Raw genomic sequence first — 14,374 nt, forward strand, 5'->3', positions numbered from 1 at the left:
GCCCCCCGATGAACACGCCCCGCCCCCTGACGCTGCAAGTCAATCACGCCGAGCATACGCTGAGCGTGGCCCCTGACACGCCGCTGCTCTACATCCTGCGCAACGACCTGTGCTGCAACGGGCCCAAGTACGGCTGCGGCCTGGGCCAGTGCGGCGCCTGCACGGTGCTGGTGGACGGCATGCCGGCGCGCGCCTGCGTGCTGCCGGTCAGGGCCGTGGTCGGGCACGCCGTCACCACGCTGGAAGGACTGGGCACCGATGCGCAGCCCGACCCGGTGCAGCAAGCGTTTATCGATGAGCAGGCCGCGCAATGCGGCTATTGCCTGAATGGCATGATCATGACCGCCAAGGCGCTGCTCGCGCAGAATCCCGATCCCGATGAGGCCCAGATCCGCGAGGCGCTGCGCTTCAACCTGTGCCGCTGCGGCACCCATGTGGAAATCGTGCGCGCGGTGCAACGTGCCGCGATGCTGCAACGGCAGACGGCCGGGGGGTCGGCATCGTGAACGAAGGACTCGTGCCCCAGGCCACCCCTGCGACCGCGGTCGCGGGCAGCATGCCGCCGCCCGCCGCCGACTGCCTGGTTGCCCGGGTGCTGACACCGCCTGGCCTGCGCTGGATCGACGGCAAGCCGCTGGCGGCACGCCTGCTGGGCGCGCAGCACGAGGCCGCGCTGGCGCTGCCGGGCGTGCGCGCGGTCGTCATCCGCAACAACTTTGCCGGCGTGGCGGCGGCTTCCGGCGCACAGGCCGCCAACGCAATCCAGGCGCTGCAGGCACGATGGTCCGCCCCGCCCCGCGCCGACGACGCGCCGGTAACGCGCCACGCGCTGGCCCGGCGCGGCAATGCCGATGCGGTGCTGGCCGGCGCCGACGCGCGCCACGCGCAGCACTACCAGTGGCCGCTGGCCGGCACCCGCGGCGAGGCGTATTGCACAGCCGTCGCCGACTGGCGCGACGGCAAGCTGACCGTGTGGCTGCCGAGCACGCGCCCTGGCGCGCTGCGCGCCGAGCTTGCCGCGCTGCTGGGCATCGCGCCGCAACAGGTGGTGCTGGCCTGCTGGCAATCGCCCGATGACCGCGCGGACCCGGCGCTGCTCGCGCCGCACGCCGCCGCCGACGCGGCGCTGCTGGCCCACGCCGCCGGACTGCCCGTGATGCGTCGGCTGTGTGCCGCCGATGTAGGCCTTGCCGATGCCGCGCTCGATGTGCGCGTCGACACCGCGCTGGCCGGCACTGCCATCGAAGCCTACGCCGCAACGCTGGCTGGCACCGCCGCCCCGGCCGTACCGCTGGCGCTGTGGCTGACGCATACGGCATCGCCCGTGGCGGACGGCATCGATGCCGACCATGCAGGCGACACCACCATGCCGCCCTATCGCATCCCGCATGTCGACCTGGTTGCGACAGGCAACGCCGCGGCGTTCGATGCCGCGCCACTGGCGGCCGCCCGGGCCCAGGTGTTCGCCCGGGAATCCCATCTCGACGAGCTTGCCGCCGCCTCCGGCACCGATCCGGTCGCACTGCGGCTGGCGCATCTCGACGATGCGCGCGGCACGGCACTGGTACGGCAAGTGGCCGAGCGCGCCGCCTGGACGCCGGCCGCGCCCCGCGCCAACACAGCGGCAGGCAACGTACAGCGCGGCCGCGGCTTTGCCTATGCCCACACCATCGATCACGAAGCCGGGCAGACCTGGTCGGCATGGGTGGCCGAGGTCGAGGTCGACGGCACCACCGGCGAGCTGGCGGTCACGCGCGTGACGGTGGGGCATGACAGTGAATCGCTGCCGCGCGCGCAAGCCGCGCCGTCCGCGCTCTCGCTGGAGCTGGCCGTGGCCGATGCTGCCCTGCAGCTGACGTCGGCCACGCCCGCCTTCGACACCTGGCCGGCCGAGGCGCCATCTGCCAGCCAGGCGCTGCCGGCCGTGCCGGGCAGCGCCCTGCCGGAAGTCCGCCTGGCCGGCACGCTCGCCCCGCATGACGCGCTGGCTGCCAGCCCGACCGGCACCATGCCCGCCGCCGCGGCCGTGGCCAATGCCATCTACGATGCCACCGGCGTGCGCCTGCGCGCGCCGCCCTTCAGCGCCGACCGCATCCGGCTGGCGCTGGCCGAGGCCAGGCCCGGCAACCAGCGCAGCAAGCGCGGCTGGATCGCCGCAGCCGCCGCAGCCGCTGCCGGCGTGTGCGCCACGCTGATGCCCTGGCGCGCGCCGATCGCACCGGTGGCGCCGCCCGAGGCCGGCTTCTACTCCGCCGCCACGCTCGAACGCGGCCGGCTGGTGGCCGCCGCGGGAGACTGTGCGGTTTGCCATACCGCGCCGGGCGGCGCGAAGAACGCCGGCGGCCTGCCGCTGGAGACGCCCTTCGGCACGGTCTACAGCACCAACATCACCCCGGATGTGCAGACCGGCATCGGCAACTGGTCCTTCGCCGCGTTCGAGCGCGCCATGCGCGAGGGCATCCACCGCGACGGGCGCCGCCTGTATCCCGCGTTCCCGTACACCGCATTCGCGAAGATCAGCGACGGCGACATGCAGGCGCTGTATGGGTACCTGATGTCGGCAGAGCCGGTGAAAGCCGAAGTCCCGCAGACGCAGCTGTCGTTCCCCTTCAACCTGCGCCCGCTGCTGGCCGGCTGGAACCTGCTGTTCCATCGCAACGAGCGCTTTACACCGGACCCGTCGCGCTCCGCGCAATGGAATCGCGGCGCGTACCTGGCCGAAGGGCTGGGCCACTGCAGCGCCTGCCATTCGCCGCGCAACGCGCTCGGCGGCGAAAAGGGCGGCCGCCAGTACCTGACCGGCGGCAGCGCCGAAGGCTGGGAAGCGCCGCCGCTGACCGCGCTGTCGCAAGCACCGCTGCCCTGGACCGAAGCTGCGCTGTTCACCTACCTGCGCGGCGGCTATGCGCCGCACCATGGCGCCGCGGCCGGACCGATGGCACCGGTGGTCGAGGAACTGGCGCAACTGCCTGAGTCCGACGTGCGCGCGATTGCGCACTACGTGGCCTCGTTCGGCACGCCAGCGCCCTCGCCTGCCGTACTGGCCGCACAGGCAGCGCAGCTCGAGCAGCGCAGCGCGCAGGCCGCGCGCACCCTGGGCGGTCCCGGCGAACGCCTGTACCAGAGCGCATGCGCGGTCTGCCACCAGTCGGACCAGGGCATCGCCCAGTTCGGCGTCAAGCCTTCGCTGGCGCTCAATACGAACCTGCACAGCAAGCTGCCGGACAACGTGATCCAGGTGCTGCTGCAAGGCATGCCGGCACCGCCCAACAGCGAACTGGGGGCGATGCCGGCCTATGCCGACACGCTCGACGACCAGCAGATCGCGCAACTGACGCAGTACCTGCGCGCGCGCTTTGCGCCCGACAAACCCGCATGGCAGGACCTGGAGAACACCGTCGCGCGCCTGCGCGCGATGCCTGCCCACTAGGACTAGCAGACCCGGCGGGGCCGGCTCGCCGCGCCTGCCGCATCCACGCTGACCGCACCTACGCCGTGCCTGGCAAGGCGCTTCGCCACCGGGCAGGGAACGTGCATTCCCGCGCCGGCGCCATGCGCGCCACGCGCGGGAAAACCCCGAGGAGGGAAAACGCAATTCGGCCTTGCCCGCCAGTTTCATGTAGCTTACGCTGAACGGTCATGTAGTGCGCACTACATGAGTGCCGCGTGGCTCGCAGCGGTGCCGCCCCGCACAAGGACGGCGCGCCGCAAGCGGCAGACGAGACAACAAAACTAAAAGATTGGCCCTTTACATCACCGGAAGCGCTGGCCCGGGGCTTGCATAGTCCCCCGCAGCGCCGACCGGGAGGCCGGGCCTGGACCAACCAAGGGTAGACAACAAGGAGTGACTATGTCGTATCAGAACCAAGCAGGTGTTGCGAGCGTGCTACCGGGTCAGTTCTAGCCTCGCCAATTGGAGTACTCACCACGTTTCGTTGCAATTCGGTGCGATTGCCCGGTGTGATCATCACGCATTAGTCAGTACCGTCTGGCCCTGCTTCGATACGTGTGCGTCCGAGTTCAAGAACCAGCCTATAAAGACAGGTAGACAACATGTCGTCATCAATTTCATCCATGGCAACAACGACCATCCCGGAAGTCACGCTAGGCGCGTCCCCACAGCCCAGCGCGCGGGGAGCGTCGCCTCAAACCATCACGATCGAGCAAGGCATCCGCGCGGCCGGCGTCGGCCGGTTCCAGTATCGGCTCTTCGTCATCTTCGGCCTGGTCTGGCTGGCTGACGCGATGCAGGTGCTGTCGATCGGCTTCACCGCGCCGTCGATTGCGGCGACCTTTGGCATTCCCGTACCGACCGCGCTGCAGACCGGGACGATGTTCTTTGTCGGCATGCTGATCGGCGCTTTCGTGTTCGGCCGGCTGGCTGACAGGATCGGCCGCCGGCCCGTGCTGATGATGGCGGTGGTCATCGACGCCATCTGCGGTGTCGCTTCCGCTTTCGCACCGGACTTCCAGTGGCTGCTGTTGCTGCGCTTCCTGACCGGCATCGGCGTCGGCGGCACGCTGCCCGTCGACTACACCATGATGGCCGAGTTCCTGCCCTCGGACCGGCGCGGTCGCTGGCTGGTCCTGCTGGAGTCGTTCTGGGCCGTCGGCACGATCCTGCTCGCCATTCTTGCGCTGATCGCCGTGTCGCGAGGCAATGATGCCTGGCGGCTGATCTTCCTCGTCACGGGCATCCCGGCCCTGGTCGGCGTGGTGTTCCGCTTCTTTGTTCCCGAGTCTCCGCTCTACCTGAATAAATCGGGTCGCTCGGCCGAGGCGCGCGCGGTGCTGCAGCGTGTCGCCACCGCCAATCGCGTGTCCGTTGAAATCGGCAACCTGGAGCCGCAGCCTATGGAGCGCAAGTCGGTCTTTGCGCTGTTCGCGCGCGGCTGCCGGCGCCGCACCATCTGCCTGCTTGCCGCCTGGGCGCTTATCTCGATCGCCTACTACGGCGTCTTCGTCTATCTGCCGGTCAAGCTGGCGGGCCAGGGCTTTGGCTTCATGCGCGGCCAGGTCTTCCTGATCGTGCTCGCGCTGGTGCAGCTCCCCGGGTTCGCGCTGGCCGCGCACGGCGTCGAGCGCTGGGGCCGCAAGCCGACCCTGATCGGCTTCCTGCTGCTCAGCGCGGCAGGCTGCATGCTCTACAGCCTGGGTACGTCCACCGCGCTTATCGTCGGCTCGACCCTGCTGATGAGCTTCTCGCTGCTCGGTACCTGGGGCGCCCTCTACGCCTTCACGCCCGAGGTGTACCCGACTGACCTGCGGGCCAGCGGGATGGGCACTGCGGGTGCGATGGCGCGCTTTGGCGGCCTGTTCGCGCCGTCCATCATTGCACCGATCATGGCCAGCCAGTTCACCCTCGCCCTGGCGCTGCTTTCGTCATTTCTTGCCGTGGCAGCGATCGCCATCTACATGGTGGATATCGAGTCGAAGAACCGCGCGCTTGACTAGCGCAAGGCGCCGCCGGACGCTCCCGGCGGTTCAGGGAGCCCGCCGGCGGCGCTGGCGTGGGCGGGTCCCGGAAGCGAAGCCACGGGCAGGGCGGCCCGCTTCCATTACAATCCGGCTGCAACGGCGCGGCGCGCTGGTCGACCCGATCTCGCCGCCCGCTTCACCTGCTTGCCCCTATCCCGCCGAGCCCTCGCCGCCAGCCATGAAACAAGACCCGCGCTTTCCCAACCTGTTCATCCTCGACCACCCGCTGATCCAGCACAAGCTCTCGCACATGCGCGACAAGGAAACGTCGACGCGCACCTTCCGCGAACTGCTGCGCGAGATCACGCTGCTGATGGGCTATGAGATCACCCGCAACCTGCCGCTGACCACGCGCCGCATCGAGACGCCGCTGGTGGAGCTGGACGCGCCGGTGATCGCCGGCAAGAAGCTGACCATCGTGCCAGTGCTGCGCGCGGGCGTGGGCATGAGCGACGGCCTGGTCGAGCTGATCCCGTCGGCGCGCATCGGCCATATCGGCGTGTACCGCGACGAGCAGCACCGCCCGGTGGAATACCTGGTGCGGCTGCCCGACGTGGAGGACCGCAGCTTCATCCTGTGCGACCCGATGGTCGCCACGGGCTATTCGGCTGCGCATGCCGTGGATGTGCTCAAGCGGCGCGGCGTGAAGGACGAGGCCATCACCTTCGTTGCGCTGGTGGCGGCGCCCGAGGGCGTGGAAGTGTTCCAGAAGGCGCATCCGAACGTGCAGCTGTTCGTGGCCTCGCTCGACAGCCATCTCGACGAGCACGCCTACATCGTGCCGGGCCTGGGCGATGCGGGCGACCGCCTGTTCGGCACCAAGAACTGAGTGGCGCGCGGCGGGCTGGCTTGCGCTTGACCGGCCTCAATAGTCCGCGCCACAGGGCTCCCTACACTGGCGGCAGGCGCCGGCGAGACCTCGCCGGCGGCCATCGCCAAAGCAAAGGGAGCCAAGCATGGAAGCCTTCAAGATCCTGTTCAGTACCAGCACCGGCCTGATGAGCCTGGGCGTGATCGTCTTCATCATCGGCATGGGGTGGTTCTTTGCGCGGATGTTCGCGCGCAAGATGCGCGAGGATGCGGCAGCGGCCAAGGCGCAGCAACAAGCGCAGCGTCGCTAAGGGAAAGGGCCGCATCGTGCGGCCCTTTCCGTCATTGCGTCAGTCCGGGTCTTTACTTCTTCTTGCCCAGCAGGCTCCCCAGCACGCCGCGGATCAGCTCGCGCCCGACCTGCGAGCCCACCGTGCGCGCGGCCGACTTGGCCATCGACTCCAGGATCGAATCGCCGCGGCCGGTCTTGCCGGTGCCCTTGGTCAGCGTGCCGAAGATGTCGCCGGCCGTGCCGAGCCAGCCGCTGTCCTGCTCGCCCGCTGGCTGCCCCGCCGGCGCGCCTCCGGCGCCCTTGCCGTTGCCATTGCCGACCGTCGCCACGCTGCCGCGCAGCTTTTCATAGGCGGATTCGCGGTCCACGGTCTTCTCGTAGGTGCCCGCCACCAGCGAACCGGCGATCAGCTGCTTGCGCTCTTCCTCCGTCGCCGGGCCGATGCGGCTGCCCGGTGCCAGCACCCAGGCGCGCTCGGTCACGCAGGGCGTGCCCTTGGCATCCAGGAACGACACCAGGGCCTCGCCCACGCCCAGTTCGCCGATCGCGGTTTCCAGGTCCAGCTTGGGGTTGGCGCGCATGGTGGTGGCCGCCACCTTGACCGCCTTCTGGTCACGCGGGGTAAAGGCGCGCAGCGCATGCTGCACGCGGTTGCCCAGTTGGCCCAGCACGGTGTCGGGGATGTCGATCGGGTTCTGCGTGACGAAGTACACGCCCACGCCCTTGGAACGCACCAGCCGCACCACCTGCTCGATCTTGTCGAGCAGCGCCTTGGGCGCATCGTTGAACAGCAGGTGGGCCTCGTCGAAGAAGAACACCAGCTTGGGCTTGTCCAGGTCGCCGGCCTCGGGCAGCTTCTCGAACAGCTCGGACAGCATCCACAGCAAGAAGGTCGCGTACAGCCGCGGCGCGTTCATCAGCTTGTCGGCGGCCAGGATATTGACCACGCCCTGGCCCTTCTCGGTCTGGATGAAGTCTTCCAGGTTCAGCATCGGCTCACCGAAGAAGACATCCCCACCCTGCGATTCCAGCGCGATCAGCCCGCGCTGGATGGCGCCGATCGAGGCGGCCGAGATATTGCCGTACTCGGTGGTGAACTGGCCGGCGTTGTCGCCGACGTACTGCAGCATGGCGCGCAGGTCCTTGGCATCGAGCAGCAGCAGGCCATTGGCGTCGGCAATGCGGAACACCAGGTTCAGCACCCCCTGCTGGGTGTCGTTCAACTCCAGCATGCGCGACAGCAGCAGCGGGCCCATGTGCGAGACCGTGGCGCGCACCGGGTGGCCCTTCTCGCCGAACACGTCCCACAGCGTGGTCGGGCACGCGCCCCATGTCGGCTCCGGCAGGTTCAGGTCGGCCAGGCGCTGCTTGAGCTTGTCGGACGGCTGGCCAGCCTGCGAAATGCCGGTCAAGTCACCTTTGACGTCCGCCATGAAGACCGGCACGCCCAGTCGCGAGAAGCCCTGCGCCAGGGTCTGCAGCGTGACGGTCTTGCCGGTGCCGGTGGCGCCGGTGATCAGCCCGTGCCGGTTGCCCATCTGCGGCAGCAGCATCAGTTCATGTTCGGCGTTCTTGGCGATGAGGATGGGGTCGGCCATGATGTTCCCTGGGGTTTTGAGGTCTGGCACCGCGGGACTCGCCACGGCAGCGGCGCGGGCAGGCCCGCGTGATAAAATCCTGGGCTGATTATAGCCAGCCGCCAGGCATATCCGTCACCTGGCGCGCGCTGTCCGAGGGCTTTGCCACCCCGGCCACGGCGCGCATGGCAACCCCGCACAACATCACCGCAGATCACCGCATTCCGCTTCGGAGAGAATCATGGCCGGTCACTCGAAATGGGCCAATATCAAACACAAGAAGGCCGCCGCTGACGCCAAGCGCGGCAAGATCTGGACCCGCCTGATCAAGGAAATCACCGTTGCCGCCAAGCTCGGCGGCGGCGATGTCGACTCCAACCCGCGCCTGCGCCTGTCGATCGACAAGGCCATGGACGCGAACATGCCCAAGGACAACATCCAGCGCGCGATCCAGCGCGGCGTGGGCGGCATGGAAGGCGCCAACTACGAAGAAATCCGCTACGAAGGCTACGGCCTGGCCGGCGCGGCCATCATCGTCGACTGCCTGACCGACAACCGCACCCGCACCGTGGCCGAAGTGCGCCATGCGTTCTCCAAGCACGGCGGCAACATGGGCACCGAAGGTTCGGTGGCGTTCATGTTCACCCACTGCGGCCAGTTCCTGTATGCCCCCGGCACGCCGGAAGACAAGCTGATGGAAGCCGCGCTCGAAGCCGGCGCCGACGACGTCGTCACCAACGACGACGGTTCGATCGAAGTCACCTGCCCGCCCAACGATTTCTCGGCGGTCAAGGCCGCACTGGAAGCCGCCGGCTTCAAGGCGGAGGTGGCCGACGTGGTGATGAAGCCGCAGAACGAAGTCAGCTTTGCCGGCGACGACGCGGCCAAGATGCAGAAACTGCTCGACGCCCTGGAAAACCTGGACGACGTGCAGGAAGTCTTCACCAACGCGGTGATCGAAGACTAAGCTGCAACAAGCCCCCATCGGCGGCGCCCCGGACACAGCCCAGGCCGCCGCCTTTTAGTATGTGTTTCTTTTCTGGCAGTGATCATGAAAGTATTGGTTGTCGGCTCGGGTGGACGTGAACACGCGCTGGCCTGGAAATTGGCCCAGTCCCCCAAGGTGCAGGTGGTGTACGTGGCGCCGGGCAACGGCGGGACCGCGCTCGACAAGCGCCTGCAGAATGTTCCGCTGACCGACCCCGAGGTCATCGCCGCCTTTGCCGAGCGCGAGGGCGTGGCCTTCACCGTGGTTGGCCCCGAGGCCCCGCTGGCCGCCGGCATTGTCGATATCTTCCGCGCCAAGGGCCTGCGCATCTTCGGGCCGACCCAGGCTGCCGCGCAGCTGGAATCGTCCAAGGACTTCGCCAAGGCGTTCATGGAGCGCCACGGCATCCCGACCGCCGCTTACCAGACCTTCTCCGACGCCACCCAGGCGCACGCCTACATCGACGCCCAGGGCGCTCCGATCGTGATCAAGGCCGACGGCCTGGCCGCGGGCAAGGGCGTGGTGGTGGCGATGTCGCTGGAAGAAGCGCATACCGCGGTCGACATGATGCTGGCCGACAACAAGCTCGGCGACGCCGGCGCGCGCGTGGTGATCGAAGAGTTCCTGGACGGCGAGGAAGCCAGCTTTATCGTGCTGGTCGACGGCAAGAACGTGCTGGCGCTGGCCACCAGCCAGGACCACAAGCGCCTGCTGGATGCCGACGCCGGCCCCAACACCGGCGGCATGGGCGCGTATTCCCCCGCCCCGGTAGTCACGCCCGCGCTGCATGCGCGCGCGCTGCGCGAGATCATCCTGCCGACCGTGCGCGGCATGGAAAAGGACGGCATCCCGTACACGGGCTTCCTGTACGCCGGCCTGATGATCGACAAGGACGGCAACCTGAAGACGCTGGAATTCAACTGCCGCATGGGCGACCCCGAAACCCAGCCGATCCTGGCGCGCCTGAAGACCGACCTGGTCGATGTGATGGAGCACGCCGTCAACGGCAAGCTCGACAGCATCGAGCTGGACTGGGACCGCCGCACCGCGCTGGGCGTGGTGATGGCGGCCTACGGCTATCCCGACAGCCCGCGCAAGGGCGATGCCATCACCGGCATCCCGGCCGAGACCGACGACAGCGTGACCTTCCACGCCGGCACCACCCTCAAGGACGGCACCCTGCTGACCTCGGGCGGGCGCGTGCTGTGCGTGGTGGGCCTGGCCGACACCGTCAAGGCAGCGCAGCGCGCCGCCTATGCCGCGGTCGAGCAGATCCGCTTCGACGGCATGCAGTACCGGACCGACATCGGCTACCGCGCCATCAAGCGCTGATCCTTCCCGGCAAACGCCGTTCCGGCCGGCATGGCTGATCCGCCTTGCCGGCCAGCTTTGGACCTGCGCGACCCGCCGGCCGCCTCAGCCGGTACAATCGTGACAACGCTGTGACGCGCCCGGCAGCCGCCAAGGCTGCCGGGCTGCCCTCAGCCCGGTCCATCCGCTTTCCGCCAACCATGATCGATTCCCAGGCAGTCCGTGCCTATCTGCTCGGTCTGCAAGACCGCATCACCGATGCCATCGGTGCCATCGACGGCCAGCCGTTCCTGACCGACGCCTGGGAGAAACCGCCCACCGAACGCCTGCGCGGCAGCGGCCGCACCCGCATCCTGGAAGGCGGCGCGGTGATGGAGCGCGCCGGCGTGGGCTTCTCGCACGTGAGCGGCGACACCCTGCCGCCGTCGGCCACCGCCAACCGGCCGGAGCTGGCCGGGCGCAGCTTCGAGGCCATGGGCGTGTCGCTGGTGTTCCACCCGCGCAATCCCTATGTGCCCACGGTCCATATGAACGTGCGCTGCTTCCTGGCGCTCAAGCCGGGGGCCGAGCCGGTATGGTGGTTCGGCGGCGGCATGGACCTGACGCCCTACTACGGCGACGCCGGCGACTGCGCGCACTTCCACCGCACCTGCCAGCAGGCGCTGGCGCCCTACGGCGACGACCTGTACCCGCGCTTCAAGCAGTGGTGCGACGAGTATTTCTTCCTGCGCCACCGCAACGAGGCGCGCGGCGTGGGCGGGATCTTCTTCGATGACTTCTCCGCGCTGGGCTTCGAGCGCAGCTTCGCCATGATGCAGTCGGTCGGCGACGCCTTCCTGGACGCCTACCTGCCGATCCTGCAGGCGCGCAAGGACACGCCCTACGGCGAGCGCGAGCGCGGCTTCCAGGCCTACCGGCGCGGGCGCTACGTCGAATTCAACCTCGTGTTCGACCGCGGCACGCTGTTCGGCCTGCAGTCGGGCGGACGCGCCGAATCCATCCTGATGTCGATGCCGCCGCTGGTGACCTGGCGCTATGACTGGCAACCGGAACCGGACAGCCCCGAAGCGGCGCTGTACACCGATTTCCTGCCAGCGCGCGACTGGGCCTGACGCCTGACCTATGGCCAATCCAGCGCAACACCGCAAGCCCGCCGCCGACGCGGGAGAACCGCCGCAACCGTCCGCCCGCCCCTATCGCCTGGGTATCCTGGGCGGCACATTTGATCCTCCCCACGTCGGCCACCTGGCACTGGCGCGGCTGTGCATCGAACACCTTGGGCTGGATGAGCTGGTGTGGATACCCACCGGCCAGTCGTGGCAAAAAGGCGACGACGTGACCCCTGCCGCCGACCGCCTGGCCATGACCGAACTGGCCGCCGCGGCGCTTGGCGACAGCGGCGCCAGAGTCCGCGTGAGCCGCATGGAAGTGGACCGCGCCGGCCCCAGCTACACCATCGACACGGTACGCCAGCTGCGCGCCGAATACGGCCCCGAAGCCTCGCTGTGCTGGCTGATGGGCGCCGACCAGCTGCTGCGCCTGCACACCTGGCACGGCTGGCAGGCACTGTTCGAACACGTGCATCTGTGCACCGCCACGCGGCCGCGCTTTGAGCTGGCGGCACTGGAGGGTCCGGTGCTGGCGGCACTGGCCGAACGCCAGGCTGACACGCACCTGATACAATGCACGCCCTCCGGCCGGATGTGGATCGACCAGACGCTCGCCGTCGACCTGTCTTCCACCCACCTGCGCCAGCGGCTGGCAGCCGGCCAGCCGGCAGATGACCAACTGCCGCCCGGCGTGGCACACTACATTGCCAACCACGGGCTGTACCGCGACGCCCCGGCCAGGGCATGACCGGGGTTGCACCAGTCCCGGCGCCCACCCCCAACCGATCTCAGCTGAACAAGAAGACACCATGGATATTCGTAAACTGCAACGCGCCATCGTCGACGGCCTCGAGGATGTCAAAGCGCAGGACATCAAGGTGTACGACACCAGCCACCTGACTGAACTGTTCGACCGGGTGGTGATTGCCAGCGGGACATCCAACCGCCAGACCAAGGCGCTGGCAGCGTCGGTGCGGGATACGGTGAAGGGAGCCGGCGGCCATATCGTGGCGGTCGAGGGCCTGGAAACCGGCGAATGGGTGCTGGTCGACTGCGGCGACGCCGTGGTCCACATCCTGCAGCCGCAGTTGCGCCTGTACTACAACCTGGAAGAGATCTGGGGCGACAAGCCGGTGCGCATGAAGCTGGCCGCCGGCGGCCGCGGCCTGGCCAAGGCCAGCGAGCCGATGGACGAGGACGAGGACGAGGCCCCGGTGCGCACCGTGCGCCGCGCCAGCAACCTGCGCCCCGCGCTGGCCCGCCTGCCCGAAGGCATGAAGGAGCCGTCGCCGCCGATGGGCCATGAGGACACCGACGCGGACGCCATCGCCACCATCCGCAAGCCGGCCCGCAAGACCGCCACCAAGACGGCAGCGACCAAGACCGCCGGCACCCGCGCCGCGGCGCCGCGCAAGACCGCTGCCGGCACCACCGCGCGCAAGACTGCAACCAAGACCGCGGCCAAGAAGGCCCCGAGCAAGACCGCTGCCAGCAAGAGCGCAGCAGCCAAGCCGGCCGCGCGCAAGCGCACCACCCGCTCGGCCTGAGTCCCGGCGCGCGGCCGCCCGGCGGCCGCGCAGCATGACCCATCCCCTGCCCCATGCAACTGGTGATCGTGGCCGTCGGCCACAAGATGCCCGGCTGGATCGAAACCGGCTTCAGCGAGTACGCCAAGCGCATGCCGCCCGAGCTGCGCATCGAACTGCGCGAGGTCAAGCCCGAAACCCGCTCGTCCAGCAACAACGCCGCCACCGTGATGCAGCGCGAAGCCGCGCGCATCGAGGCGGTGCTGGGCTCGCTGTCGAAGCAATGCCGCATCGTCGCGCTGGATGAGCGCGGACGCGACTTCACCACCGTGCAACTGGCCGCGCAGCTGACCGACTGGCAGCGCGAGGGCGGCGACGTGGCCTTCCTGATCGGCGGCGCCGACGGGCTCGACCCCGCCCTGAAAGCCCGCGCCAGCACCCTGATCCGGCTGTCCAGCCTGACCCTGCCGCACGGCATGGTGCGCGTGCTGCTGGCCGAGCAGCTGTACCGCGCCTGGTCCGTCACACAGAACCACCCCTATCATCGGGCCTGATCCCGGCTGTCGCCGGAAGGCCCCTCCGCCGCGATGCCCGACACCCTGCACGACTATCTTTACCTCGCCTCGCAGAGCCCGCGCCGCCGCGAGCTGCTGACCCAGCTCGGCGTGCGCTACGAACTGCTGCTGGCCGATGACGACGAGGATGCCGAAGCGCTCGAGGCCGTCCAGCCCGGCGAGACCCCCGACGACTACGTCCAGCGCGTCTGCGCGCTGAAGGCCGAAGCTGCGCTGCGCCGTCGCGAACGCCGCGCGCTGCCCGATGCGCCGGTGCTGACCTCCGACACCACGGTCTGCCTGGGCGGCCGCATCCTGGGCAAACCCGCCGACGGCGCCGATGCCGCGGCCATGCTGGGCGCGCTCTCGGGCAGCACCCACCGCGTCCTGACCGCTGTGACGATCGTGTCGACCACGGGCATGCGGCATGCGCTGTCGATCTCAGAAGTCACCTTCCGCCCGATGCAGCCCGCCGAGATCGAACGCTACGTCGCCAGCGGCGAGCCGCTCGGCAAGGCCGGTGCCTACGGCATCCAGGGCCGGGCGGCCGAGTTCGTCGAGCGGATCAGTGGCAGCTATTCAGGTATCATGGGCTTGCCCTTGTTTGAGACGGCGGCGTTACTTCGCCAGGCCCGCCTGCAGTTCTGAGCAGCGCCCTCCGTGCCCAGACAAGACCCGGCCCCCGCGCCGGGCCACCCTATACAGCCGGGCCACCGGCGACGCGTTTCA

Annotated in this window: 13 protein-coding genes; 12 read left to right on the forward strand and 1 reads right to left on the reverse strand. The window is 68.9% G+C overall.

Annotated features, from left to right (window positions below; all coding sequences use genetic code 11):
• The first annotated feature begins 8 nt into the window (after window positions 1–8).
• The 5 genes from AC3WRI_RS04690 to AC3WRI_RS04710 all read left to right on the forward strand — a co-directional run bounded on the left by AC3WRI_RS04690 (window position 9) and on the right by AC3WRI_RS04710 (window position 6,599).
• Window positions 9–506, forward strand: coding sequence for a (2Fe-2S)-binding protein (locus AC3WRI_RS04690; RefSeq protein WP_010812899.1), 498 nt, complete (start codon window positions 9–11; stop codon window positions 504–506).
• 50 nt (window positions 507–556) lie between these two features.
• Window positions 557–3,430, forward strand: a complete 2,874-nt coding sequence (locus tag AC3WRI_RS04695) for a c-type cytochrome (RefSeq protein ID WP_492292716.1) — start codon at window positions 557–559, stop codon at window positions 3,428–3,430.
• Between the two features lie 623 nt (window positions 3,431–4,053).
• A complete protein-coding gene (locus tag AC3WRI_RS04700) occupies window positions 4,054–5,454 on the forward strand; it encodes an MFS transporter (protein WP_011614790.1) in 1,401 nt (466 codons plus the stop codon).
• Window positions 5,455–5,656: 202 nt separating this feature from the next.
• Complete coding sequence (gene upp, locus AC3WRI_RS04705; RefSeq protein WP_010812902.1) at window positions 5,657–6,307, forward strand: uracil phosphoribosyltransferase; 651 nt, start codon at window positions 5,657–5,659, stop codon at window positions 6,305–6,307.
• 127 nt (window positions 6,308–6,434) lie between these two features.
• Window positions 6,435–6,599: a DUF3149 domain-containing protein gene (locus AC3WRI_RS04710; protein ID WP_010812903.1), complete on the forward strand. Its 165-nt coding sequence runs from the start codon at window positions 6,435–6,437 to the stop codon at window positions 6,597–6,599.
• Window positions 6,600–6,651: 52 nt separating this feature from the next.
• Here AC3WRI_RS04710 and AC3WRI_RS04715 read toward each other — a convergent pair whose 3' ends face one another.
• Window positions 6,652–8,178, reverse strand: coding sequence for a helicase HerA-like C-terminal domain-containing protein (locus tag AC3WRI_RS04715; RefSeq protein ID WP_492292658.1), 1,527 nt, complete (start codon window positions 8,176–8,178; stop codon window positions 6,652–6,654).
• A 220-nt stretch (window positions 8,179–8,398) separates the two neighbouring features.
• On the opposite strand from AC3WRI_RS04715, the gene AC3WRI_RS04720 reads away from it, so the two are divergent.
• The 7 genes from AC3WRI_RS04720 (at window position 8,399) to AC3WRI_RS04750 (ending at window position 14,293) form a co-directional block, all read left to right on the forward strand.
• Window positions 8,399–9,124 (forward strand): YebC/PmpR family DNA-binding transcriptional regulator, encoded by a 726-nt coding sequence (locus AC3WRI_RS04720; RefSeq protein ID WP_010812905.1) that lies wholly within the window; start codon window positions 8,399–8,401, stop codon window positions 9,122–9,124.
• Between the two features lie 84 nt (window positions 9,125–9,208).
• Complete coding sequence (gene purD / locus AC3WRI_RS04725) at window positions 9,209–10,477, forward strand: phosphoribosylamine--glycine ligase (protein ID WP_010812906.1); 1,269 nt, start codon at window positions 9,209–9,211, stop codon at window positions 10,475–10,477.
• A 179-nt stretch (window positions 10,478–10,656) separates the two neighbouring features.
• A complete protein-coding gene (hemF, locus tag AC3WRI_RS04730) occupies window positions 10,657–11,568 on the forward strand; it encodes an oxygen-dependent coproporphyrinogen oxidase (protein WP_011614789.1) in 912 nt (303 codons plus the stop codon).
• A gap of 10 nt (window positions 11,569–11,578) precedes the next feature.
• Window positions 11,579–12,313, forward strand: coding sequence for a nicotinate-nucleotide adenylyltransferase (locus AC3WRI_RS04735; protein WP_010812908.1), 735 nt, complete (start codon window positions 11,579–11,581; stop codon window positions 12,311–12,313).
• A 61-nt stretch (window positions 12,314–12,374) separates the two neighbouring features.
• Window positions 12,375–13,112, forward strand: a complete 738-nt coding sequence (gene rsfS, locus AC3WRI_RS04740; protein WP_010812909.1) for a ribosome silencing factor — start codon at window positions 12,375–12,377, stop codon at window positions 13,110–13,112.
• 53 nt (window positions 13,113–13,165) lie between these two features.
• Window positions 13,166–13,645: a 23S rRNA (pseudouridine(1915)-N(3))-methyltransferase RlmH gene (gene rlmH, locus AC3WRI_RS04745; RefSeq protein WP_011614787.1), complete on the forward strand. Its 480-nt coding sequence runs from the start codon at window positions 13,166–13,168 to the stop codon at window positions 13,643–13,645.
• Between the two features lie 33 nt (window positions 13,646–13,678).
• Complete coding sequence (locus tag AC3WRI_RS04750) at window positions 13,679–14,293, forward strand: Maf family protein (RefSeq protein ID WP_010812911.1); 615 nt, start codon at window positions 13,679–13,681, stop codon at window positions 14,291–14,293.
• Window positions 14,294–14,374: the final 81 nt, after the last annotated feature.

The sequence above is a fragment of the Cupriavidus sp. FW305-27 genome, from assembly GCF_058787995.1.

Bases quoted from the DNA above. Each gene is read 5' to 3' on its own strand.
- AC3WRI_RS04720 (WP_010812905.1), top strand. From the start codon at position 8,399: ATGGCCGGTCACTCGAAATGGGCCAATATCAAACACAAGAAGGCCGCC.
- AC3WRI_RS04715 (WP_492292658.1), bottom strand. From the start codon at position 8,178: ATGGCCGACCCCATCCTCATCGCCAAGAACGCCGAACATGAACTGATG.
- upp (WP_010812902.1), top strand. From the start codon at position 5,657: ATGAAACAAGACCCGCGCTTTCCCAACCTGTTCATCCTCGACCACCCG.
- purD (WP_010812906.1), top strand. From the start codon at position 9,209: ATGAAAGTATTGGTTGTCGGCTCGGGTGGACGTGAACACGCGCTGGCC.
- AC3WRI_RS04750 (WP_010812911.1), top strand. From the start codon at position 13,679: ATGCCCGACACCCTGCACGACTATCTTTACCTCGCCTCGCAGAGCCCG.
- rlmH (WP_011614787.1), top strand. From the start codon at position 13,166: ATGCAACTGGTGATCGTGGCCGTCGGCCACAAGATGCCCGGCTGGATC.
- rsfS (WP_010812909.1), top strand. From the start codon at position 12,375: ATGGATATTCGTAAACTGCAACGCGCCATCGTCGACGGCCTCGAGGAT.
- AC3WRI_RS04710 (WP_010812903.1), top strand. From the start codon at position 6,435: ATGGAAGCCTTCAAGATCCTGTTCAGTACCAGCACCGGCCTGATGAGC.
- AC3WRI_RS04735 (WP_010812908.1), top strand. From the start codon at position 11,579: ATGGCCAATCCAGCGCAACACCGCAAGCCCGCCGCCGACGCGGGAGAA.
- AC3WRI_RS04695 (WP_492292716.1), top strand. From the start codon at position 557: ATGCCGCCGCCCGCCGCCGACTGCCTGGTTGCCCGGGTGCTGACACCG.
- hemF (WP_011614789.1), top strand. From the start codon at position 10,657: ATGATCGATTCCCAGGCAGTCCGTGCCTATCTGCTCGGTCTGCAAGAC.
- AC3WRI_RS04690 (WP_010812899.1), top strand. From the start codon at position 9: ATGAACACGCCCCGCCCCCTGACGCTGCAAGTCAATCACGCCGAGCAT.
- AC3WRI_RS04700 (WP_011614790.1), top strand. From the start codon at position 4,054: ATGTCGTCATCAATTTCATCCATGGCAACAACGACCATCCCGGAAGTC.